The sequence below is a fragment of the Massilimicrobiota sp. An80 genome (assembly GCF_002159255.1).
GTDB lineage: Bacteria > Bacillota_I > Bacilli_A > Erysipelotrichales > Coprobacillaceae > Allocoprobacillus > Allocoprobacillus merdigallinarum.
This window is the reverse complement of the sequence record NZ_NFHI01000013.1, coordinates 1-23,156: the sequence shown is the minus strand read 5'-3', so window position 1 is coordinate 23,156 and position 23,156 is coordinate 1. Positions and strand designations below refer to the sequence as shown.

The window sequence follows — 23,156 nt, the reverse complement described above, 5'->3', positions numbered from 1 at the left end:
TTATATAAACTTAATCATGACCAACAAAGCTAATAGTGCAATGACTATAGAAGTTCCACAAACCTTTAAAATCATATTTTCTTGTCTTGATGAAAGCCATGAAAAATGTTCCGTAATAGAATGATGATTTTGCATTTTATAAAAATCCATACCTACAAATAGAACATATATCATTAAAATCTTTAAATCATTTAAATTCATTTCATCATGTAAATATAATAAAAACAACAATAACCCTATAACTATACTTCCTATTATATGTAATCTTTTTGAGCCATTAAAAACATGTCTCTTAGAAAAAACATCTCTTATGACATAAGATGTAAGTCCCATAAAGAAAGCAAATTCTGGCATTGTCATATACAACATATGATTTTCTCCCCCTCCATTTTCTTATCTTGATTTCAGTATAACAAAGCAAGATATTAATGATATATTCATAGTCTTTATTTTAAGTTAAGATTTTATTAAAACAAAGCATTATCGCAATTGCCTACTAGATATTTACTAAACATATATAATTCATATATGTAAAAAGCCTATACAAACATCCATTTGCATAGGCTAAAGTTCCTATAATATATTTATTCGTTCTTCTTGTACGATAGTTAACTTTTGAAAAATATCCTCATTACTATTATCTGTATTTTGTAAATAAACTTTTTTCTCTATCGTAACTGATATTTAGTAGCTCGTCCTTTCCCCGACTTATCAATAATATTTTTATCAGATAATGAATTCAGTATTCTAATAAGCTTTGCCTTATTATAATGACTTTTTTTCTATTTCTGCTCTTGATAATTTTAAATTTCCATGAAAAAGCTGTATAATCTGTTGTTCTTCACTTGTTAAATTAGTAATATCTAATACAGTTGGTAATATGATTATTATGGAGTTCTCATAGACTTTAAATTCTGGCTTCGTTATTGAATCATAGTATGATTTATTGATTCTTTTGATTCCTGTGCCAAACATTTCTATATATCTTAATCTATAGAATACATTTCCTATAATTGGATTTCTAAGCATTGAAATCTGTCCATCGAGATATTCTGCTTCACTCATTCCTGAAGGAAGACCTCCTGGAGAACTTATTTCGATTCTATCATCAAACATACTTACTCTTATAAATGCATTGATGTCCCAAAAGCGATGAATCATAGCATTGGCTATAGCTTCACGAAACGCATTTTCTGGGATACGATTGACAATCTTTCTAGAAGTTCCATCAATCTTTTCATATTGATAATATTTTTTATACATTTCAACACTTTCTTCCAATAACAATAAAATAGATTTATTTTCTAAAATAATTCTATCCATAATTTCATCAATATCTTGCCCAAATTTTATAATATCAACACCCTTATAATTATTTTGATCAGCAAGTAATGCTGCTGCATTATTATATTGATGATTTTTTGTATATAAATCTAATGTTTTCAAAATATCTTCATTTAATCCTTGTATAGCCAATTTATCTTTTAAAGCTTTTTCTAAACATTGAAATGTTAAATCCTGTTTTTGAGAAACAAGTTCTTCATATGATTGATGACTTTCTTCTAATATAAGTCTGTTCAATTCTAGTCTATCTACTTCAATAGTTGAAGTATCATGTCTTTTATATGCTTTACCTTTATATAAATAAGGTTTCAAATCACTTTCATAAACAGTTAGAGTTATTGTTGAATCATCATTAATATTTAAATCATATAATGGTACAGGATTCATATTATCATTCATTTTGTTTTCAATACTTAAACAAAAATCTATTGCATTTTTTATTCCTTTAACCAGACCATCATCATTAATTCCAAAAATAATTCTTCCTGTTCCATAGTTTGCGAAAGCACTGACTGTCTTGAGAAATGTGTTGGATTGTATCGTTTCTTTAAACTCTAAATTTCTAGATTCTTTCATAACAGTCTCCTCCCTGAATATATTATTGTTCCATTCGTTTTGCAACGAAAAATATTATCGTTGCATTTTTATTGCAATGAAAGAAAAAAATCGTTTCAAATCATATGAAACGAAAAAGTAACTATTCAAAAAGTATGACCATAATATTCATTATTAAACTCTTTCAATAATTCTTTTCCTTAAATCCTTTTTTCTACGCCATCAATAATATCTTTCAAAACAATACTATCTCTTTATTGAGATAGAACCATTAATACATGTTACTTATATAAAGATTAAATTTATATTTTCATGCTTATGTTTATCTTTTCATTAGGTAAGGCTAATAAAAATGAAATAATAACAACAGAATCTGTAGTTATATTATAACAAAGAAGAACTCCTATAAGTTCTTCAATAAGTTTTTCTCTTAAAGTGTTATCTGAAATAACCTTTAAAAATTATATATACTTTTTATTGATTATTATTCACTTCTTGGTGCTTGTTTTGTGTCATGAAAAGTAATAGTTACTTCAATACCATAATCACAATTTTCTTTAGTAAAATTTTCAGGGTTAGGTGGATCAATTGGATTATCTTTTTTTCCAAGTACTGTAAAAAGGACAATTTCTTCATTTGCTTCGATTTTTTTATTATCTAATGTATTTGCAAACATGACTTTATTGCTATTTAATGATTCTAAATAATGTTGAGAAAAATTATATTTGATTATATTATTTTCAGTTTCTGAATGGATCAAATAAATATCGTATGTTTCATCACCTAAAACAATAGCTATTTGTCCATGAGAATATATATCATCTTCGTAAGATATTATCTGTTTTTCCCATTCATTTTCTTTTTCATATACACAAATACTTGCAGATTTCAAAGGCTGACTTAATTCATATTCATAGACAGGATAATCATCTTCTGTATCACCAACAACACTTTGAGTTAAAGCTGTTTCAGAAATATAATTGATTACACCTGATGTTGTAGATTCATTTTCAGCATTATTATTGTTTGATTTCTTTGAACTTGTACACCCAATCAACACAAAAACACATACAACAAATAATAGAACTTTTTTCATAAGACTCATCCTTTCTTTATCTATTATCATTATACCAATGTTGATAATAACATTCAAAATAAACAAATCTTATGAAAATATTAATGCGAAATACTATTTCATGAAAAACTTAGGATTTGAAATGCTAATAAACCATTTAAAACCAGAATTGAAATCAATCATGTACCTCATTCTCAAGTCTTACTTATTATCATAATTTTAAAACTGCAACTATTTCTTCGCCATCCATTTCACCATTCTCTATAAAGTCAAATTTTGAATAAAGTCTTTTTGCATTTATATTTTCAGGTTCATAAGATAAATAGCAATATTCTGCCTTACCACACGGAAATGTCCTAATAAACTCTAAAGCTAAACGAATGGCTTCTTTTCCATATCCATTGCCTTGATATTTTTCATCAATCATCAATCGCCAGATACTATAGTTACCATAAGCTATCTGTGGTGGGTTATCAAAAGATTCATCTACATCATAACCTATCATCAAGAAACCAACAGGAATTTCATCTTCAAAAATACCAAATGGAAAAGCGTGTCCATTTCCTGTTATCGATATATATGCTTCTATGATACTCAAATCATTAGGTGCAACAAACGATTCTTGTTCCTTACTCACATGTAGCTTTAGTATATCCCATATATTTTTCGCATTTATTTTTTCAATTCTAATCACAATATCACTTCTCCTTAAATTACTATTTATCAACTTAGAAATCAATATTTCGTATAGAGAAAGATTTATTCAAATTCTTTTTCATGTTCTTTAAAAAAATTGTAAAAATATCTCATATTTTCTAAATCACTCCATTTCATAATGGCATATTCTTTTGAATCAAGATTATATATTTTCGCATCCAGAGTTCCTAACATAAAAGGTGAATGTGTTGCGATAATAAATTGACACTGAAACCATCTTGCCATATTATTAATTTCTTTTGCTAATGCGACTTGATTAGCAGGAGAAAGAGATACTTCTGGTTCATCTAATAAATATAACGCATCAGGTTGCAAAAAATCATCAAAATACTGCATAGATGTTTCCCCATTAGAATATTTTTCTTGGGCAAACATGATATATTCCATCTGTCTAGCACCTTCTTTTGACTCCAAATATTTTCTTGCTTCTTCTTTCGTCATCCCCTTTTTTACATAGTCATATAGCATTCCATCTGATAATACTTGTTTTTGTTGAATTTTCTTCACCTTATATAAAATATCTTCACTTTTGATATAGCAACTATTCTCTGGCAAACATTTAATCTTATGACCAAGTTCATCTTCACCCAGACAATAAGAACATTTAAAGCAAAATTCATTGTAGTAATCTTTTATACCATATGAATTACTCGTAGCATTTTCTTTACCTTTTAACCTCAATTTATTAGCGATGATATTAAGTAATGTCGATTTACCAGAACCATTATTTCCATAAAAAACTGTTATTGGAGTAAATACGAAAGGCTCTATATCTTTATTTCTAAAAACATTATAAGGATAGATATGAGGATTAGATATTTGTGAATCACTCAATTGAAAACTTCTTAAATATATCATGAATAAAGAATCACCCTTTCTTTTCTAAATTAGGTTTTTTATCATTTTTGTTTTCCAAAATATTCTAATAAGTTAGATATTCCTGAAATTATCCAAAATATCGCTATTATAATTAAGACAATTCTCCATCCTTTAGAAACTTCTGCAATAAAAATAAAAGTATATAAAGCAAATATACTTAATAACAGGCAAATTATTGTTGTAATTACTTTTATTTTTTTACGTTTATCCATAATGAAACACCTCCATAAATTAGGATTTACTTATATCTATTCCTATAAAAGTGTCAATATATATCCGTCTATCAGAGCAATTAGCAGATACATAATAAAGGCTCTGATAAACGCTTCTATATGCTTTTTCGGATTTTGATACAATTCCTTTTCTGGTATTTTTCTTAAACGAACACGCTTTGTATTCCGCCACCATAAAAGGTCTACAATAAATAAGTCAAAGATATTCAATCCCTGTCCTATAATACATAAACAAAGAAAATTATGTGTGAAGCCATTTTCTTTGATAAACAACCCTAATATAAATAGTACGAACAGAAATAACAGAAAATTGGATATAAATGTAACCACTTTATTGCTTTCCTTAAATTTTCCTTGATATTCTGCAATACTCTTTATTCGATTTTGCACTTCATCTGGATAAGATGAATAGCTTTTTAAATTTTTGTTATCTGTACCTGTTCCCCAAAAACATATTAGAAAAAACGCAATACATAAAATTACGGTTTCGATTATTATAATCATTCTGTTTCACTCCAAATTTCAATTTGTTATTGTAAATTGTTTATAAATTTTATACTTTCATCATATATTTTTTGATATTCAATATTATGAACATAATGAGAACATTCCAAAATTTTATATTCTCCATTTTGCTTACTATTTATATAATCAATAATAAAGTTTCTCCATTGTTCTTTTGCATATCCTGTCCCATCTCCATTAGATATAAAAAATAACATAGGTACATTAGTAATATCAATACTTTCTAATTTTTTAGCATTTTCTTTTATCTGTTTTGTTTCATTTAGCATCGAAGTTGTTGCTGTTCTTCTATAAAAAACAATTCTATACAACTTTTTTTCTTCATCTGTTAAATTTCCATCTTTAATTGCAGAAGAAGAATTAACAATAGATGGTATAAATCTAGTAAGTCCTATATCTGCTCCAAATTTAGCTAAAGAAAGGAGCATATTATTTATTTTCATATTCTCGTATGCTTTAGGGACTGATGGATCTAATCCCACTATTCCTTTTATTTCATCTGGATATTTATTTGCCCAATATAATGCTTCAATTCCAGACATAGAATGAGGAAATAAAATATATCTATTGTTTTTTATACCTGCTTTATTCAATGATTCTCTTGTTTCAAATAAAATTGTATCTATATCTCTATCAATATCACTTATATCACTAAAACCATAACCTGCTTTTTCTACTACTGCTATTTGATAATCATTTTCAAATAATGAATATAGTGTTTTAAAATCAAGTGTAGGTGAACAAGTTCCTCCTCCAGACATAAATACTAATGTTGTATCACTATTGGAATTTCCACTTACATAAACATTTATATTATGATTATTAACTTCAACAATTTTACCAGTTGTTTTAAAAAATTTATCTTCTTTTTTTAATTTTATTTTATGATTAACGAAACTTATTATCATCAACAATACTATAAGGAAAATAATAACTTCAATTATAATTATACTAATTTTTAAAAATTTATTCATAGATTATCTCACTTTCAAATTAGGAGTTGTTTATTTCTTCTTTTTTTGTTTTGGGGCTGGCAGTTCATCATACATTGCATGAAACAAGCATGTCAAAAATTCCTTATTATCAACTTCATCTACCAACAACATCTCTTTTGCTCCCTCATAGGGTAATTCATACGGAGCTGTCGGCATATAACTAATTGCTGATTTTACTGGTTTAACAAGTAATCTATCATCATAGATACCGCCTACAATCTTGCCACGATAATAAATAATAAATTCTCCCATCATAGCTCGGTAAGTAATTTCTTCTAACTCAGATAGCTGCCCTAAAATAAACTCTAAGTATTCCTTGCTTGATGCCATATTTCCACCTCAAATTCTAATTTATTGGACATAATCATTTACTATTCTCTTATTTTCAAATGATAACAGGACACTAAATATTATTTCTATCAGTATCATCATTATTGCAAGAGTATAATTAGCAAAATTTAAACCAACTATCAAAGATAATATTGGAATAATTATTGACAATACCATATATGTTTTTGAATTATATAACCAACTGTATGGCAATAAATGTGCTCCGAATATCATAGCAATAACCATTAGCATTTTATCCGGCAATGTAGGATAAATCCACATTGCTATTAAAAGGTATATCATTTGATTTGCAGAAAATAGTATTCCTAAGTAGTTTAATGGATTACTTTTATCTTGAAATTGTATTTTTAATATTTTAGAAATTAAAAAAGCTATAGGTAATAATGGTGCTGTGCAACAAAATGTCAATAGATTTTTTGTTAATATAGGTAAATCTGTTAATTGTACGATTAAAACCATAATCCATATTACTACTGATGCAATGATAAAATGAATACCTTTCTTTTGCTTTTGGGCACAATCTTTTTTCAAATCTTTCAAGTTCATTTTTTAGCTCTCCTCAATAAATTCCAATTTGTCTACTTCTGTATGTTTATTATACCAGTAACTATTATCCACAACAACGATATCCTTCTATTCAACTATTTTTAACCAAAAAAAAGAGAATAGATAACTCCATTCTCTCATTGATTTTATTGAATTTCACTATGGTATTCTTGTAAAGATTTGACTGCATGGCTACCATGAATCTTCATTTCCATAATTCCTTCTAATGCAGCTTTAGCAGCAGCGATGTTTGTCATATATGGAATTCTCATCTTAATAGCTGTTTTTCTGATATAGCTATCATCATGAGCACTTTGTTTACCATGAGGTGTATTGATCACCATAGCAAGTTCACCATTTGTAAGGGCATCTGTAATGTTTGGACGTCCTTCATTTAATTTCTTAATTTTTTCAACTGGTACACCTGCTTCTTGAATTAAAGCGTATGTATTTCCTGTTGCTACAATTGTAAATCCTGCATCATAGTATCCTTTTGCAAGAGAGACAACTTGTGGTTTGTCCATATCGTTAACACTGATTAATACTTTTCCTTCAGTTGGTAAGATTGTTTGTGTCGCTTCTTCAGCTTTATAGATAGCTGCTCCAAATGAACTTCCTAATCCTAACACTTCTCCTGTTGATCTCATTTCTGGTCCTAAGATTGGGTCAACTTCTGGGAACATATTGAATGGGAATACAGCTTGTTTAACACCAACATGTGGGATTTTCTTTTCAGTTAATTTTGGTACTGGTGATTCTCTACCAGTTAATTCCATTGTCACAATATCAGTTGCAATTTTCACCATATTAACATTACATACTTTTGATACTAAAGGTACTGTACGTGAAGCTCTTGGGTTGGCTTCAAGAACATAAACTTTATCATCAGCAATCGCATATTGCATGTTCATAAGTCCACGAACATTCATTTCTTTCGCGATTTTCTTTGTATATTCTTTGATTGTTTCTAAATGTCTCATTGGAATATGTTTAGAAGGTAAGATACATGCTGAATCTCCAGAGTGAATACCTGCTAATTCAATATGTTCCATAACAGCTGGAACGAAAACATTTGTTCCATCACTAATAGCATCTGCTTCACATTCCATTGCATTATTTAAGAATCTGTCAATTAAGATTGGACGATCTGGTGTCACACCAACAGCCGCAGCCATATATTGTTTTAAGCTGTCATCATCATAAACAACTTCCATTCCACGTCCACCTAAGACATAAGAAGGTCTTACCATTAATGGATAACCAATTCTTTTAGCGATTTCTAAAGCTTCTTCAACATTGACAGCCATTCCTGATTCTGGCATAGGAATTTCTAATTTTTCCATCATTTCATTGAATAAATCTCTATCTTCTGCCATATCAATTGTTTCAGGTGTTGTTCCTAAAATATGCACACCATTGGCTTTTAACTGAGAAGCTAAGTTTAATGGTGTCTGTCCACCAAATTGAGCAATCACACCAACTGGTTTTTCTTTATCATGAATACTTAAAACATCTTCTAATGTTAATGGTTCAAAATATAATTTATCAGAAGTATCATAATCAGTAGAGACTGTTTCTGGATTACAGTTGACAATAATTGTTTCAAATCCTAATTTCTTTAAAGCAAGTGAAGCATGAACACAGCAATAGTCAAATTCAATACCCTGACCAATTCTGTTTGGTCCTCCACCTAAAATCATAATCTTTTTCTTATCATGATGAATATCACTATGATCTTTGGCATTATATGTAGAATAGTAATATGCACTATCTTTTGTACCACTGACATGAACTGGTTCCCAAGCTTGAGTAATACCATTTTCAATTCTTTCATTTCTGATACTATCTTCAGAAACATTTAAAATCTGGCTTAAATATTTATCTGAGAAACCATCTTGTTTAGCTTGTCTTAAAACATCTACTGGCAACTGTTTTCCAGCATATGATTTTAACATTTCTTCTTCATCAACTAATTCTTTCATTTGTTCAATAAAATAATGTTTAATGCTTGTTAATTCATATAATTCTTCAACAGTTGCTCCTTTTCTTAAAGCTTCATACATGATGAATTGTCTTTGACTTGTAGGAACTGTTAATTTTTCTAATAACTGTTCTTTTGTTAATTCATTGAAATTCTTTGCATATCCTAAACCATATTGACCAATTTCAAGAGAACGAATCGCTTTTTGGAAAGCTTCTTTATAAGTCTTACCAATACTCATAACTTCCCCAACAGCTTTCATCTGTGTTCCTAGTTTATCTTGTGCACCTTTGAATTTTTCAAAAGCCCATCTTGCAAATTTAATAACAACATAGTCACCATCTGGTACATATTTATCTAAAGTTCCATATTTTCCACATGGAATTTCATCTAAAGTTAAACCAGCAGCTAACATAGCCGAAACAAGGGCAATAGGGAAACCTGTTGCTTTTGAAGCCAAAGCACTAGAACGTGAAGTTCTTGGGTTAATTTCAATAACAACAATTCTATCTGTTTTTGGATCATGTGCAAACTGAACGTTTGTTCCACCAATAACACCAATTGATTCTACAATTCTAAAAGCCTGATCTTTTAAACGATCTTGAACATCTTGAGAAATTGTCAACATTGGCGCACTACAGAAAGAATCTCCAGTATGAACACCTAATGGATCAATGTTTTCAATAAAACATACAGTAATCATATTGTTTTTAGCATCTCTGACAACTTCTACTTCTAATTCTTCCCATCCAAGAATAGATTCTTCAATCAAACATTCATGAACAAGACTTGCCTGTAAACCACGAGAAACAACTGTTTTTAATTCTTCAACATTATAAACAAGTCCTCCTCCGGCACCACCCATTGTATAAGCAGGTCTCACAACAACAGGATAACCTAATTTATCAGCAATCGCTAAAGCTTCCTCAACAGTATTGGCAATTTCACTTCTTGCCATATCAATACCAAGTTCATTCATGGCTTTTTTGAATTCCAAACGGTCTTCACCACGTTCAATTGCATCAACCTGCACACCTAGAACTTTGACATTGTATTTATCTAAAACTCCAGCATTATGTAATTCAGCACATAAGTTTAATGCTGATTGTCCACCTAAGTTAGGCAATAAGGCATCTGGTCTTTCTTTTTCAATAATTTGTGTTAATCTTTTCAAATTCAATGGTTCAATATAAGTCACATCAGCAGTTTCTGGATCTGTCATGATTGTCGCTGGATTAGAATTGACTAAGACAATCTTGTATCCTAAACTTCTCAATGCTTTACATGCCTGTGTTCCTGAATAGTCAAATTCACAAGCCTGACCAATAATAATAGGTCCTGAACCAATAACTAATACTGTGTTTACATCTTCTCTTTTTGGCATATCTTTTCCTCCTTATCCATAAAAAAGACATATCAAATCAAATGATATGTCCTATAACAAATATAAAAAATAAGAAAAAGAAGACTCTGGAGAAACAGCTATTTGATTCGTTGTTTTTAAACCAAAATCCATCATTTTTCTCATTCCTTTCCTTATCCTTAATAAGTATATATTTTTGTATTTATACATTCAAGAAAATGATAAATAATAATCAAAAAGATAATATATTATCAATTTATTCTTGTGATTTCATATCCCTCTTTGGCAAATGTATCTATAATTCTTTGTATATGCTTTTCTCCATTGGTTTCACAAGTGACACGTAATTCCACTTCAGAAAAACGTGCAAAGTTCTTAAACTGGTTATGTTCCACACCAATAACATTCGCATTACATTGAGCTAAAACATGAGATACATATTCAAGTTCACCAGGTTTATCTAATAACTGTACAGTAAATGTAAAGACACGACCTCTAGCAATCAATCCCTTATTAATCATTGAAGAAATTGTTAAAACATCAATATTTCCACCACTAATCAATGATACCACTTTTTTATTCTTTTCATTTAATTTCTTTAATGCTGCAAGAGATAAAATACCTGAATTTTCAGCGATCAGTTTATGTTTTTCCACAAGCAATAAGAACGCATCCATCAATTCATAATCAGAAACCGTAATAATACCATCCACATATTCTTTAATATAATCAAAAGTCATATCACCAATTTCTTTAACGGCTGTCCCATCAGCAATTGTATTGGCTTCTTTTAAAGCCACAACCTGATCTTCATTAATAGCTGCTAAAGCACTGGCAGCACCTTCTGGTTCTACTCCAATAATCTTGATTGTTGGCTTGATTTGTTTGGCAGCACAGGCAATACCTGAAATCAATCCACCACCACCAATTGGCACTAAGATAATATCTGCTTCAGGCAATTCTTCAAGTATTTCTAACGCAATTGTTCCTTGCCCTTCAATAACATCTTCATCATTAAATGGATGCACAAATGTATATCCATGTTCCTTTTGTAAATCACAAGCTTTCTGATAGGCTTCATCATAAACTTCACCAGCCAAAACAACCTCAGCCCCATGTGCTTCTGTTGCTTCTACTTTAATCAATGGTGTATGTTGAGGCATGACAATTGTGGCCTTGACACCTAATTTAGAAGCTGCATATGCCACTCCTTGCGCATGATTACCAGCTGAAGAAGCAATTAAACCTTTAGCTTTCGCTTCATCATCCATTTTGACAATCTTATTATAAGCCCCTCTTATTTTAAAAGCACCTGTTCTCTGTAAGTTCTCAGGTTTGATATAAACCTGATTTTTACATTCCTTTGAAAAAGCTTCACTATATATTAAGGGAGTAGGAATAATGACTTCATCAACTCTCTTTTTGGCTTCTTGAAAATGCTTTAAATCTAACATATTGAATCTCCCTCTCTTTCATATATTTTCAACATTATAACATAACTCATTATAGATTTGAATTGATTTTTTTCATATTCATAAATACCACATTAACGATTTAGCCAAATACAAATTTATATATGAAAGAAATTAAAAATTTCATCAATACTTACAGGTCTATATTCATGCGCATCCACACCAACATCATATCTATAAATACCTTCTTCTCTCATTTTTAAATTATAACTCCTATCATTATGTTGATGTCCATGTAAATGAATAGAACCTCTAAAGGAATGATTCCACTCTAAAAAAGGATAATGTGATAAAACAAGAAATTTCTTTTGATACTTTAGTTCTTTATAATCACAGACTTCTTCAAACAAACATTCATCATACTTTTTATCATGATTTCCTCTCACCAATATTTTTCTTCCATTTAGCTTTGAAATGATTTGATTAGCTTCATCTAAAGACAATTTCATTGTTAAATCTCCTAAGATATAGATAAAATCATTCTTTTTTACAAACTGATTCCAGTTTTGTATCAATGTTCTATTCATCTCATCAACATCTTGAAATGGTCTATTGCATAAACGCAGAGCATTTTGATGTCCTAAATGTAAATCACTTGTAAAATAAATCATTTGATCACCTCCATGACAATAAAAGGTATAGTTGATAAACCATACCTTTACGATAACACACCTTTCATGACATGTTAATATTTTATAAAGATTTTTCTGATATAAAAAGTCATATGAATAAGATACTATACTTATTTCCAATCTAAAATGAGTTTAATTCCCATAAAAAACACAATTATCAGTAAACCTTATAATAACAAATGTATTTCAAATGACGTTTGTTATAAAAAGAGTATTCTAAAAAAAATAAACCTCTATAATATGAAATGAATCTCGTTATTAGAACACCCAAATAACAAAATTCTTCTCATATTTGTAGAGGCTTTTTTATTTAAATTGATTTAATTGTTCATCGTAGATGTAATCAATCTTTTGTAATGTTTGGATAACTTCATCCTGTGAAACATCCAAATCATCACATAATGATTCTAATGAATCATATTGATCTCTCAGTTTCATATTGATAAAACTTAAAAGCATGGCTGGATCTTTAGGTAACATTAGTATTCAACTCCTTCATAGATTTGTGATAAAACATATGCAATACCATCTTCATTATTTGATTTCGTTACGACTTTTGCACGTTGTTTCACTTCTTCAACTGCATTTTCCATCGCAACGCCAAGTCCTGCATATTCAATCATACTTAAATCGTTATAGCCATCTCCAAAAGCTATGACCTCTTCTTGTTTAATGCCTAAACTCTTAGCTAAACGATCAAGAGATGCTGCTTTATCTATATTTTTGGCCATCACTTCTAAAAAGAATGGTGCACTACGATAAATACTTAATTCATTTCCAAAAGGCTTTTTAAATTCTTCTTCAATAGAAGCAATATATTCTGGTGTTCCCGTTAATAAAACTTTATGTATAGGATTTTCTAATATATTAATAAAAGATGAAACCTGATATTTTCTTATATCATTAATTTTTGCTTCAATGCAAACATACTCATCGTCAATATCTTCTGTATAGATACTATCATTTTTATATGTCATACAAGCTAAGTTGTATTGTTTAGCTTGTATATACACCTTTTTAGCTTCTTCAATAGATAATGTTTGTTCATATACTGTTTCCTGATTCGGTACAGTTCCCACTCTGGCACCATTAAAAGAAAGTAAATATCCACCAAATTCATCCAACAATAATTCTTTAGCTTCATGTCTAAGTCCTGCTGTTGGTCTACCTGAAGCCAAAACAATCTTAACTCCCTGTTTTTGAACTTCGATTAAAGCTTCTTTTGTTTTAGCAGTGATTTGATTATCAGAATTCTTTAAAGTCCCATCTAAATCTAATGCGATTAATTTATATTTCATCATAACCTCCTGTTTTTTTACTATCTTATAAAATTTTGTATCATTTGTCTATATTCTATTTTCCAAGATAATCACATATTTTATAAGCATATTTATGGTATAATGACTATCAGGAGGGGATAAAAATGAATCTCAAAAACAAATTAAGAAATCAGATGATTATTCTCACAATACTATCATTCTTTATATTTCTCTTTTTCTTCTTGCGTATTAATGTTTATACTTATACACCTATCTTTCGTATAATCTATACAATCGTTTTTATAAGTATCATATTGATACAATGGATCATGTATTTTTCTCAAAATAAAAAAATACCAGCTATTCATGACTGGTTAGAAAACTTTCTTGCCAAACATCCAGATATTCAACATTTGCAATCTTTATCTTACGCTACAAAATACGCTCAAAAACGTATCTTCGCCTTATTAGTCTATTATTTCTGTTTAAATATCATGGCTATTGTTTTTTCTTATTATATTATTATGCGTATTATCTTTGATCAGCCTATAAGTATGATTTTCTTGTTGTTTATAGTCTGTTTGTTGATAATTGTATTTGTATATGCATACATCTATACGCATATTGAAAAAACATATTATCAGTCTTATTTATATCATGATTATAAACTCTATATTCAAATGACTTATCATCTTTGTTGTATCCCTGTCTTTCAAAAAGCCATCTTGAGTTACAATACACTTATGAATGTTTCATCAGCATTGGGAAGATTGGGTTATCCTCAGGAAGCTTATGATTTTTTACTTATATGGAAACAAAATGCCAAAAGACTTCCTGCCCTCACAAAACTTTATTACTATGAACATTGCATTGCTCACTTAGCAATGCTACAGGACCTTGAAAAGTTTGAGGATGCTTATACAAAGTTTCAAACTCTTTATCAAAGTCATCCTCGTTTACACCAAAGAGAAAATATCAAAACATTAACTTTGATTGTTTCTCTTTATGTCGCTTATATTCATAATCAACCTGAAGAAGTTCTTCAACTCAAAAAACAAATACTATCATCTCATAATGATCTTCCACCTCAAATCAAAACAATTTTTGAATGGGCAGAAGCCAAAATATAATTCATCTAATCAACATTATAAAGACTATGAACAAGGACAGACCTTTTACCATACGTATAACGTGAACGAACACATTCAAAAGGAGTCCATTATTTAAATACGTTACTTGTTGTACTTCAAGCATAGGTGTTGTTGGTGTACATTTTAAGTATTCGACTTCCAAGTTGTTTGGTAAATCAGCCCTAATCTTACGATTAGCACCAACAATCTTGAGTTTAAAATTTTCCTTTATATCATTATAAAACGAAGATAATAAAATCTCTTCTGTTAAATGGGGTATAACTTGAACTGGAACTTTTAAATATTCTATTCAATAGAGTTCTTTATGCAATAAACGCAGACGAAAACAAATTCCTATAAGAAGACCAAAAAGCGTCCAAATGGACGCTTTTAAGTCGTATTCAAAAAAATTCATCATTCAATAAAAATATTTTTTATTTCAATACAAAGAAATGATTTATTACTTACACGTCTTCGATACCTCTCTACAATTAAATACTATATAGTGAGTTCATTATATCAAAGCGAATCATCACTTAAATCAAAATACTTAATCAACTACGTCATTAATAATCAATCTATAGTGACTATGTTTTATCATCAAATGAATGAAACATTATCACCTTTTTAACGAAATACTCAAAATAGTTTCTAACTGTTTTAAAAAATAATCCTTACTCTCTTTTGTTGGTTTAGATGGACCTTTGATATGCTTATGACTTTTTCTTTGATGAGCCCCAATATAACGTCTTAATAAAAGCTCATCAATATTCTGTGATGTGATTTTTAGCCCTGAGATATGTAAAACATAAGCGCCTTTTCCTAATGCCAGGGCTGCCAACCCATAGTCTTGAGTAATGAGTAAATCCCCTTTTTTCAAATCAGATAAAATACGCATATCAACACTATCTTTACCAATTTCACATTCTATAACAGGATAAGGGGCATCCTTTAATAAATGGGCATAATCTAAATACACAAACATCTCTATTTGATAGTTTAATGCTAATTGATAAATGTCATTTTTATACATGGCAGCATCGCCATCAACAATCACTCTCATACAATATGTAGTGCCAAAATCAAAACCATAGCGACAATACCACCAATGAGTCCACCAATATGACCTGTTTTAGAAATACGTCTATCCATGAATGTATAAATCAGATTGATAATAATCACAAATGCAAAATCATTTAATACACTCATAAACGGACCACCTAAAATATATCCTAAAGCAATGATGGCTCCAAAAAATCCAAAAACAACACCACTGGCTCCAATCGTTAAAGTCTGATAATAACGTGATGAAATTTGTGATGCACTATAACTTAATAATGAACTTAATATCATGGATATAATAACCAGATACAAGTAAGGAACTGTTCCTAGACAAGCCTCTAGAAAATGTCCTACCTGATATAATGCATATGCATTCATTAAAAAGTGAAAGAATTCTACATGTATAAAGTGACATGTTATAAAACGCCAATATTGATGACGTTCTTGAATATAAGGAGGATAAAATCCTCCTAATTTTAATGCACAACTCCATTTATCATCATGTTGTATAAACTGAATATATATAAATATAACTGCACAAATTAATACATAAATATTAGTTATCATCTTCTACCTCTATAACTGTAATTGTTCTTACGACTTGTGTCGTATTTCCATCTTTATCACTAACCGTATACATAATCTCATAGATTCCTGGTACTTGATTATCAACATGTCCATCGACAATCAGACGTGATGTAATATCTCCTTCAATATCATCTGTCGCATAAACACCATCATATAAATCCACACTCTCTCCAACATGAATTTCAAGGTTTTCAATACCTTTAATTGTTGGTGCAATAGCATTTTTTTCTACAACAACCTTGACTCTTAAAGAACTTGACTGGTTGCCATGCTGATCTTCTACAATGATACGTTCAATCTGTGTTCCTTCAATTTCAAAAGATTTTGTTTCACTCTTTTTACCACTTTTTTCATCATAGAAATAAACCTTTGTAAGTGAATGGTCTTCAACATTTTCAATCAAATCTTCAGCTTGAAGTGTTTCACCTAACTGAACATGCCATTCTACTTTCTTTAATTGAAACTTAGGTTTAATTGTATCTTCTACCACAATCTCAAAATATTGTGTTTCATTAAAATAAGTAATAGATGCCTGATATGTTCCAACTTCCTTTGAAACATGTGATAAATCTAATTTCACATTTTCTAAGACCGAATGATTCGCATTGACATATTCACTAACATCTGTAGGAATAACTTGTCCATATTGAAATGTAAAAACATTTCTTTTTAATTTAATTGGGGAAATTGTTAATGCTAAATAAATTAATATTGTATCAACAAGAATAAAAAAGGTTAAAATTGAAACAATAATTTTATTCTGCATAGTATACACCCCCTATTAAATATTATATCACTAAAATATGAAATTTTTGTGTCTAATGCTTTTTCTTTTGAAAAAAGAAGGGATTACCCTTCTAATCTTGATAAAACTTTTGTTTTTCCAAGCAAAGCAATTGATTTTGTTAAATCTGGTCCATGCATAATACCAGTCGTTGCAATACGAATTGGCATATATAACATCTTTCCTTTTGCTTTTGCTTCTTTTTGTGTTGCCTTGATACATGCAAAGATATGATCTGCATCAAATTCTTCATCTGACAATTGTTCTAAATGTGATTTAAACACCGCTAATGTATTTGGAATAGATTCATCCTGCATAAATTCTTGAGCTTCTTCACTGATCTGCATGTCATCTTCAAAGAATAATGCAACCTGTTCAACAATTTCTTCACCATAACTGATATGATCACGATGAACATCAATTAACTGTCTGATCCATTCATCACTCTTATCAGATAAATCATAAGCCTTTTGTAAGAATGGTAGACATAAATCAACCAATTCATCTAAAGTTTTTTCTTTTAAATATTGGCTATTCATCCATTTTAATTTATCGTTATCAAAAATAGCCCCTGATTTAGAGATACGATCAACACTAAATGATTGAATCAATTCATCCAATGTAAATAATTCTTTTTCTTCTTTTGGTGACCATCCTAACAATGCAATATAATTCAAAATAGCTTCACTTAAATATCCTTTTGAAATTAAATCCTGATAAGAAGCATCCCCATTACGCTTACTTAATTTATGTGTTTCATCTTTCATCACAGGTGGACAGTGAATATAAACTGGTGGTTCCCATCCAAATGCCTGATATATCAAATTATATTTAGGTGTAGAAGACAAATATTCATTTCCTCTAACAACATGTGTAATATTCATTAAATGATCATCAACAATATTAGCAAAATTATATGTTGGATATCCATCACTCTTTAACAATACACCTTCAGATAATCCTGCATTTTCAACTTCAATATGTCCATAAACTTCATCATCAAAAGAAGTGACTCCTGTACTTGGAATTGTTTGTCTGACAACATATTTTTCACCATTAGCAATTCTTTGTTTTGCTTCTTCTAAAGATAATGATTTACATGGATCGATATATCCTAATTCTTCATGATCAGCATTTTCCTTTTTCGCTTCTTCAATTGTTTCTTCATCACAGAAACAATAATGTGCGCCACCTAATTCTACTAATTTATCAGCATATTCTTTATAAATAGCTAATCTTTGTGATTGAATATAAGGTCCTACATCTCCTGGTTTATCTGGTCCTTCATCATAATGTAAACCTGTCTTATCAAGAACATCATAAATCATATCAACTGCCCCAGCAACTTCTCTTTGCTGGTCAGTATCTTCAATTCTTAAAATGAAATCCCCACCATCATGTTTTGCAATCAAATATTCATACAAAGCTGTTCTTAAATTCCCAATATGCATATAACCTGTTGGACTTGGGGCAAATCTTGTACGTACTTTACTCATTTTCTCTATCCTTCCTTATTTAATAATACAACACTCTGGGCAACAATACCTTCTTTTCTTCCAACAAAGCCCATCTTTTCGCCTCTTGTGGCTTTAATATTAACTTGTGTGATGTCACAATGAAGAACACGAGCAACATTGTCTTTCATCTTGGCAATATGTGGAGCCATTTTAGGTTCTTCACACAAAATTAAGCTATCAATATTTCCAATCTGGTAACCTTCTTTTTTCATCATCTGATACGTATATTCTAATAATAACATGGATGAAATCCCTTTGTATTTAGGGTCTGTATCTGGAAAATGCTTTCCAATATCACCAAGTCCCATAGCACCAATAATACTTTCAATAATCGCATGAAGCAAAACATCCGCATCGCTATGTCCTTTTAAACCTTTTTCGTAAGGAATTTCCACACCACCTAAGATAAGTGGTCTACCTTCTACTAACTGATGAATATCAATAGATTGTCCAATTCTCATCATACACATCACCCTTTCTGCCCTATTCTAGCACAAATAAGATGAATATACAAAACTATATCTTATGAAACTGTTTTATATTTTCAAAAAATATGGTAAACTAAAGCATATATTGAAACAAGGAAGGTTGGACACATGGATAATAAAGAAGTTATAAGTAAAAATTTTATTGAAAGAATTATAGATAAAGATTTAGAGGAAGGAACATACACAAAAGTTGCTACACGTTTTCCACCTGAACCTAATGGATATTTACATATTGGACATGCGAAGTCTATCTTATTAAATTATGGACTCGCTAAAAAATATAACGGAACTTTTAATCTTCGCTTCGATGATACAAATCCAACAAAAGAAAAGACTGAATTCGTTGACTCTATTGTTAAAGATGTGGAATGGTTAGGTGCTCATTATGATGGTGAAATCAAGTTTGCTTCTGATTATTTTGAAGATATGTATGAAGCTGCAGTAAAGTTAATCAAAAAAGGAAAAGCCTATGTTTGTGATTTAACAGCTGAACAAATCAAAGAATACCGTGGAACATTAACAGAACCAGGAAAAAATTCACCTTATCGTGATCGTAGTATTGAAGAAAACCTTGATTTGTTTGAAAGAATGAAAAATGGTGAATTTGAAGATGGAAGCAAAGTCTTACGTGCTAAAATTGATATGGCTTCACCAAATATCAATATGCGTGATCCGATTATTTATAGAATTGCCAGAATGACACATCATAACACTGGTGATCAATGGTGTATTTATCCAATGTATGATTTTGCTCATCCTATTGAAGATGCAATTGAACATATCACTCATTCTATCTGTACACTTGAATTTGAAGATCACCGTCCTTTATATGATTGGGTTGTCCAAGAACTTGAATATCCTGAACCACCAAAACAAATTGAATTTGCAAAGCTTTATTTAACAAATGTCATTACTGGAAAACGTTATATTAAGCGTTTAGTTGATCAGGGTATTGTTGATGGATGGGATGATCCACGATTAGTTACCATTGCTGCTTTAAGAAGAAGAGGATTTACACCTGAATCATTAAAGAATTTCATGGATTTAGTTGGTGTCGCAAAAAGCAATTCATCAGTTGATTATGCAATGCTTGAATATTGTATTCGTGATGATTTAAAACCAAAAGCACCTCGTGTTATGGCTGTTTTAGATCCTATTAAGCTTGTGATTGACAACTACCCAGAAGATCAGGTTGAATACTTAGATGCGCAAGTGAATATGGAAAATCCTGAATTAGGTGTAAAACAAATTCCATTCTGCAAGGAGTTATGGATAGATAGAGATGACTTTATGGAAGAACCACCTAAAAAATATTTCCGTTTATTCCCAGGTAATGAAGTCCGTTTAATGAATGCTTACTTTGTTAAATGTGTAAGTTATGAAAAAGATGAAAATGGAAAAGTGACTGTTGTACATTGTACTTATGATCCAATCACAAAAAATGGAACTGGATTTACAGGTCGTAAAGTCAAAGGAACAATTCATTGGGTACCAGTACCTTTCGCAAAGAAAGTCACTGCCAGATTATATGAAAATCTTGTGGATGAAGAAAAAGGTGTTTACAATGAAGATGGAAGTGTCAATTTAAATCCAAATTCATTAACAGTTGTTGAAAACTGTTATATTGAACCAGCTATTGAAGAGGCAAAACCTGGAGATTCATTCCAGTTTGTAAGAAATGGATATTTCTGTGTTGACACAAAAGATTCTACTGATGATCATCTTGTCTTTAATAGAATTGTCTCTTTAAAAAGTTCATTTAAATTACCAAAGAAATAAGATGGGAGCTACCCATCTTTTTTATGTACTTTCTGATATATTTTTTGCATTTGTAAATCTGTTAATGCCATACGACTGGCACATTGTTGGAGTTCTTTACAAATATCCTGTGATACCTGATCTTTGTTTTTATATAAAATTTCATGTTCTAAACTGGCCCAAAAATCCATTGCAATTGTTCGCATTTGAATTTCAACTGGAAGCTTCATTTTTCCAGATTTCAAATAAACAGGCACCTCTAACACAAGATGCAAAGAGCGATAACCTGTATCTTTAGGATAATCAATATAATTCATTTTCTTTACTCATATAATATCATCATGCATGATTAATAATTGAGAAATATATTGAATATCATTGATATAATGACAAATAACTCTTAAACCAGCAATATCATTTAACTTTTCTAAAGATTGCCTTTCTAAAGGATATTGCTTTCGTTGCAGTTTGTCTATGATACTTTCAGGAGATTTAATACGTGATTGAATATTATGAATGGGACTATATCCATTTTCACACTTCAATTCATCATCAATATTTTCTAACTTCATTTTCATGACTTTAATAGCCTGTCGATAAGGCTGCATTATTTTCCAAAAAGTCTTATGATCATTCAATTCATCTTTCAAGTCCATAACATCACCCAATCATCATTGTATGTCAGATTATGAAAAGGATTATCATATAAATATGTGAAAAAATAAAACAGAGAATTAACTCTGCTTTATCATATAATCTGTTAAATTAATACCATGTTTCATAGCATATAGAACATGATTTTTATCATTGATATGAGCCACTTTTGCTTCTAGGATTGTCGCAATATATCTGGCATCATCATCTAAAATCATCGGCCAGAAAAAGTAGAATCTTGTCCCATCTTTAAAGAAAAACTCAAAATCAGGAACATAGACTTCATAGGCAACAAGGCTTGCTCCCATGACATTCATATATTTACGATTTGCATAAACATTGACTTTTTCAATATCTTCATAACGATAATAATGCATAATCTTTTCATCTTTACCCACTAACACTGCAAAGAAATATTTTAAATTATCCATCATTCCTTTAAATTTATAATAGCGAATACCATCTCTTAAAAATTCTACAGACTGGTCTAAAGAGTTATCTAACATCATGGATGGACCTGTTGCACGATTAGCCACACCAATCGACACAATGGTTAAAGTGATAAACATCAAAGCAAAAAGAGTCCACCATATCCAAGACTGTTCTATAACAAGCCTTAACCAGATCATGACTGTTCCTGTCAAAAATAATGAACCTAATACTTCATAAATAATTTGTCTTTTAGCCCATGCCTTTGTTAGCTTTCTTCCTAACGATACAGTATTGGTTGTTTTTTGAATACCTAACTTCCAATGATGTGAGGTTTCTTCAATATCCTGTAAAGCTGGAATTAATGGTAAATCTTTATCATGATAGTTATCAATCGTTTTTTTAATTTCTTTCATATTTTCTATTTGATTATCCAAATGAACCTGATTGACTCTTAAACATTCATGAAAATCTAAATGTCCATTAACAATAGCTTTAACATCATCAATAGAAATATTTAATCCTCTTAAAAATTTAACTAATTTTAAGACCTGTAAATCTTCATCACTATAGTTACGATAACCATTATCATCTCTTTGAGGAGTAATAAAACCTTCTTTTTCATAATAACGAATTGTATGTTTACTTAGTCCCAATTCTCTTTCTAAATCACTTGTTTTCATATTATTTCCCTTCTTTCCGTGCGCACGTTCTTGCGCTTAATATATATTTCTTTTGAAATCATCGCTCCTGCAATGCGATGTAAAGCAACCGACTTACCTCGCGGGGATAACCCAACGGGGACCAAAGCATGTCGGT

The 23,156-nt window shown here is 30.1% G+C and carries 24 protein-coding genes and 1 pseudogene; 2 read left to right on the top strand and 23 right to left on the bottom strand.

What is annotated here, in order from left to right; translation table 11 throughout:
• The 15 genes from B5G32_RS05280 to B5G32_RS05210 form a co-directional block, all read right to left on the bottom strand.
• On the bottom strand, positions 1-369 hold the full coding sequence (locus B5G32_RS05280; RefSeq protein ID WP_087297380.1) for a hypothetical protein: 369 nt from the start codon (positions 367-369) through the stop codon (positions 1-3).
• Positions 370-765: 396 nt separating this feature from the next.
• Positions 766-1,920 (bottom strand): ATP-binding protein, encoded by a 1,155-nt coding sequence (locus tag B5G32_RS05275; RefSeq protein ID WP_239386199.1) that lies wholly within the window; start codon positions 1,918-1,920, stop codon positions 766-768.
• Positions 1,921-2,383: 463 nt separating this feature from the next.
• Complete coding sequence (locus tag B5G32_RS05270) at positions 2,384-2,995, bottom strand: hypothetical protein (RefSeq protein ID WP_087297379.1); 612 nt, start codon at positions 2,993-2,995, stop codon at positions 2,384-2,386.
• 190 nt (positions 2,996-3,185) lie between these two features.
• Positions 3,186-3,668 carry a GNAT family N-acetyltransferase gene (locus B5G32_RS05265; protein ID WP_087297378.1) on the bottom strand — a complete coding sequence of 161 codons (483 nt, stop codon included), beginning with the start codon at positions 3,666-3,668 and terminating at the stop codon, positions 3,186-3,188.
• 65 nt (positions 3,669-3,733) lie between these two features.
• Positions 3,734-4,549 carry an AAA family ATPase gene (locus B5G32_RS05260; RefSeq protein WP_087936054.1) on the bottom strand — a complete coding sequence of 272 codons (816 nt, stop codon included), beginning with the start codon at positions 4,547-4,549 and terminating at the stop codon, positions 3,734-3,736.
• A 41-nt stretch (positions 4,550-4,590) separates the two neighbouring features.
• The gene (locus B5G32_RS05255) at positions 4,591-4,782 is read right to left on the bottom strand and encodes a hypothetical protein (protein WP_087297377.1); all 192 of its coding nucleotides are present in this window, start codon (positions 4,780-4,782) and stop codon (positions 4,591-4,593) included.
• Between the two features lie 42 nt (positions 4,783-4,824).
• Entirely contained in the window at positions 4,825-5,307 is a 483-nt protein-coding gene (locus B5G32_RS05250; protein ID WP_087297376.1) for an ABC transporter permease, read from the bottom strand.
• A gap of 26 nt (positions 5,308-5,333) precedes the next feature.
• Complete coding sequence (locus tag B5G32_RS05245; protein ID WP_087297375.1) at positions 5,334-6,302, bottom strand: alpha/beta hydrolase; 969 nt, start codon at positions 6,300-6,302, stop codon at positions 5,334-5,336.
• Between the two features lie 30 nt (positions 6,303-6,332).
• The gene (locus B5G32_RS05240) at positions 6,333-6,653 is read right to left on the bottom strand and encodes a TfoX/Sxy family protein (RefSeq protein ID WP_087936053.1); all 321 of its coding nucleotides are present in this window, start codon (positions 6,651-6,653) and stop codon (positions 6,333-6,335) included.
• Positions 6,654-6,674: 21 nt separating this feature from the next.
• Entirely contained in the window at positions 6,675-7,220 is a 546-nt protein-coding gene (locus tag B5G32_RS05235; protein ID WP_022356404.1) for a DUF7010 family protein, read from the bottom strand.
• A 146-nt stretch (positions 7,221-7,366) separates the two neighbouring features.
• Positions 7,367-10,585, bottom strand: coding sequence for a carbamoyl-phosphate synthase large subunit (gene carB, locus B5G32_RS05230; RefSeq protein WP_087936052.1), 3,219 nt, complete (start codon positions 10,583-10,585; stop codon positions 7,367-7,369).
• Between the two features lie 230 nt (positions 10,586-10,815).
• Positions 10,816-12,018 carry a threonine ammonia-lyase gene (gene ilvA, locus B5G32_RS05225; RefSeq protein WP_087297373.1) on the bottom strand — a complete coding sequence of 401 codons (1,203 nt, stop codon included), beginning with the start codon at positions 12,016-12,018 and terminating at the stop codon, positions 10,816-10,818.
• A gap of 116 nt (positions 12,019-12,134) precedes the next feature.
• Positions 12,135-12,647 (bottom strand): metallophosphoesterase, encoded by a 513-nt coding sequence (locus B5G32_RS05220; RefSeq protein WP_087304512.1) that lies wholly within the window; start codon positions 12,645-12,647, stop codon positions 12,135-12,137.
• A gap of 327 nt (positions 12,648-12,974) precedes the next feature.
• Positions 12,975-13,148 (bottom strand): DUF4250 domain-containing protein, encoded by a 174-nt coding sequence (locus tag B5G32_RS05215; protein WP_087244772.1) that lies wholly within the window; start codon positions 13,146-13,148, stop codon positions 12,975-12,977.
• Positions 13,148-13,966 (bottom strand): Cof-type HAD-IIB family hydrolase, encoded by an 819-nt coding sequence (locus B5G32_RS05210; protein ID WP_087936051.1) that lies wholly within the window; start codon positions 13,964-13,966, stop codon positions 13,148-13,150. Before B5G32_RS05210 ends, B5G32_RS05215 begins: the two co-directional genes overlap by 1 nt.
• Before the next feature lie 125 nt (positions 13,967-14,091).
• Between B5G32_RS05210 and B5G32_RS05205 the strand changes: the two genes are divergently transcribed.
• On the top strand, positions 14,092-15,057 hold the full coding sequence (locus B5G32_RS05205; protein ID WP_087936050.1) for a hypothetical protein: 966 nt from the start codon (positions 14,092-14,094) through the stop codon (positions 15,055-15,057).
• A gap of 1 nt (position 15,058) precedes the next feature.
• On the opposite strand, the gene B5G32_RS14375 is transcribed toward B5G32_RS05205, so the two are convergent.
• The 6 genes from B5G32_RS14375 to ispF form a co-directional block, all read right to left on the bottom strand.
• Complete coding sequence (locus tag B5G32_RS14375; protein WP_087936049.1) at positions 15,059-15,367, bottom strand: UTRA domain-containing protein; 309 nt, start codon at positions 15,365-15,367, stop codon at positions 15,059-15,061.
• Between the two features lie 309 nt (positions 15,368-15,676).
• Positions 15,677-16,120: a DUF188 domain-containing protein gene (locus tag B5G32_RS05195; RefSeq protein WP_087936048.1), complete on the bottom strand. Its 444-nt coding sequence runs from the start codon at positions 16,118-16,120 to the stop codon at positions 15,677-15,679.
• The gene (locus B5G32_RS05190) at positions 16,117-16,686 is read right to left on the bottom strand and encodes a rhomboid family intramembrane serine protease (protein WP_087244777.1); all 570 of its coding nucleotides are present in this window, start codon (positions 16,684-16,686) and stop codon (positions 16,117-16,119) included. Before B5G32_RS05190 ends, B5G32_RS05195 begins: the two co-directional genes overlap by 4 nt.
• Positions 16,676-17,473 carry a DUF5011 domain-containing protein gene (locus B5G32_RS05185; RefSeq protein ID WP_087244778.1) on the bottom strand — a complete coding sequence of 266 codons (798 nt, stop codon included), beginning with the start codon at positions 17,471-17,473 and terminating at the stop codon, positions 16,676-16,678. Before B5G32_RS05185 ends, B5G32_RS05190 begins: the two co-directional genes overlap by 11 nt.
• 83 nt (positions 17,474-17,556) lie before the next feature.
• The gene (gene gltX / locus B5G32_RS05180; RefSeq protein WP_087305496.1) at positions 17,557-18,987 is read right to left on the bottom strand and encodes a glutamate--tRNA ligase; all 1,431 of its coding nucleotides are present in this window, start codon (positions 18,985-18,987) and stop codon (positions 17,557-17,559) included.
• Positions 18,988-18,992: 5 nt separating this feature from the next.
• Positions 18,993-19,472 carry a 2-C-methyl-D-erythritol 2,4-cyclodiphosphate synthase gene (gene ispF / locus B5G32_RS05175; protein ID WP_087244780.1) on the bottom strand — a complete coding sequence of 160 codons (480 nt, stop codon included), beginning with the start codon at positions 19,470-19,472 and terminating at the stop codon, positions 18,993-18,995.
• Between the two features lie 132 nt (positions 19,473-19,604).
• On the opposite strand from ispF, the gene B5G32_RS05170 reads away from it, so the two are divergent.
• Complete coding sequence (locus tag B5G32_RS05170) at positions 19,605-21,275, top strand: glutamine--tRNA ligase/YqeY domain fusion protein (protein WP_087244781.1); 1,671 nt, start codon at positions 19,605-19,607, stop codon at positions 21,273-21,275.
• An 8-nt stretch (positions 21,276-21,283) separates the two neighbouring features.
• On the opposite strand, the pseudogene B5G32_RS05165 reads toward B5G32_RS05170, so the two are convergent.
• Together B5G32_RS05165 and B5G32_RS05160 are read right to left on the bottom strand one after the other, a co-directional pair.
• Positions 21,284-21,826 (bottom strand): annotated as a pseudogene (locus tag B5G32_RS05165) (GTP pyrophosphokinase).
• A gap of 162 nt (positions 21,827-21,988) precedes the next feature.
• Positions 21,989-23,020 (bottom strand): MerR family transcriptional regulator, encoded by a 1,032-nt coding sequence (locus B5G32_RS05160; protein WP_087244782.1) that lies wholly within the window; start codon positions 23,018-23,020, stop codon positions 21,989-21,991.
• Positions 23,021-23,156 lie beyond the last annotated feature (136 nt).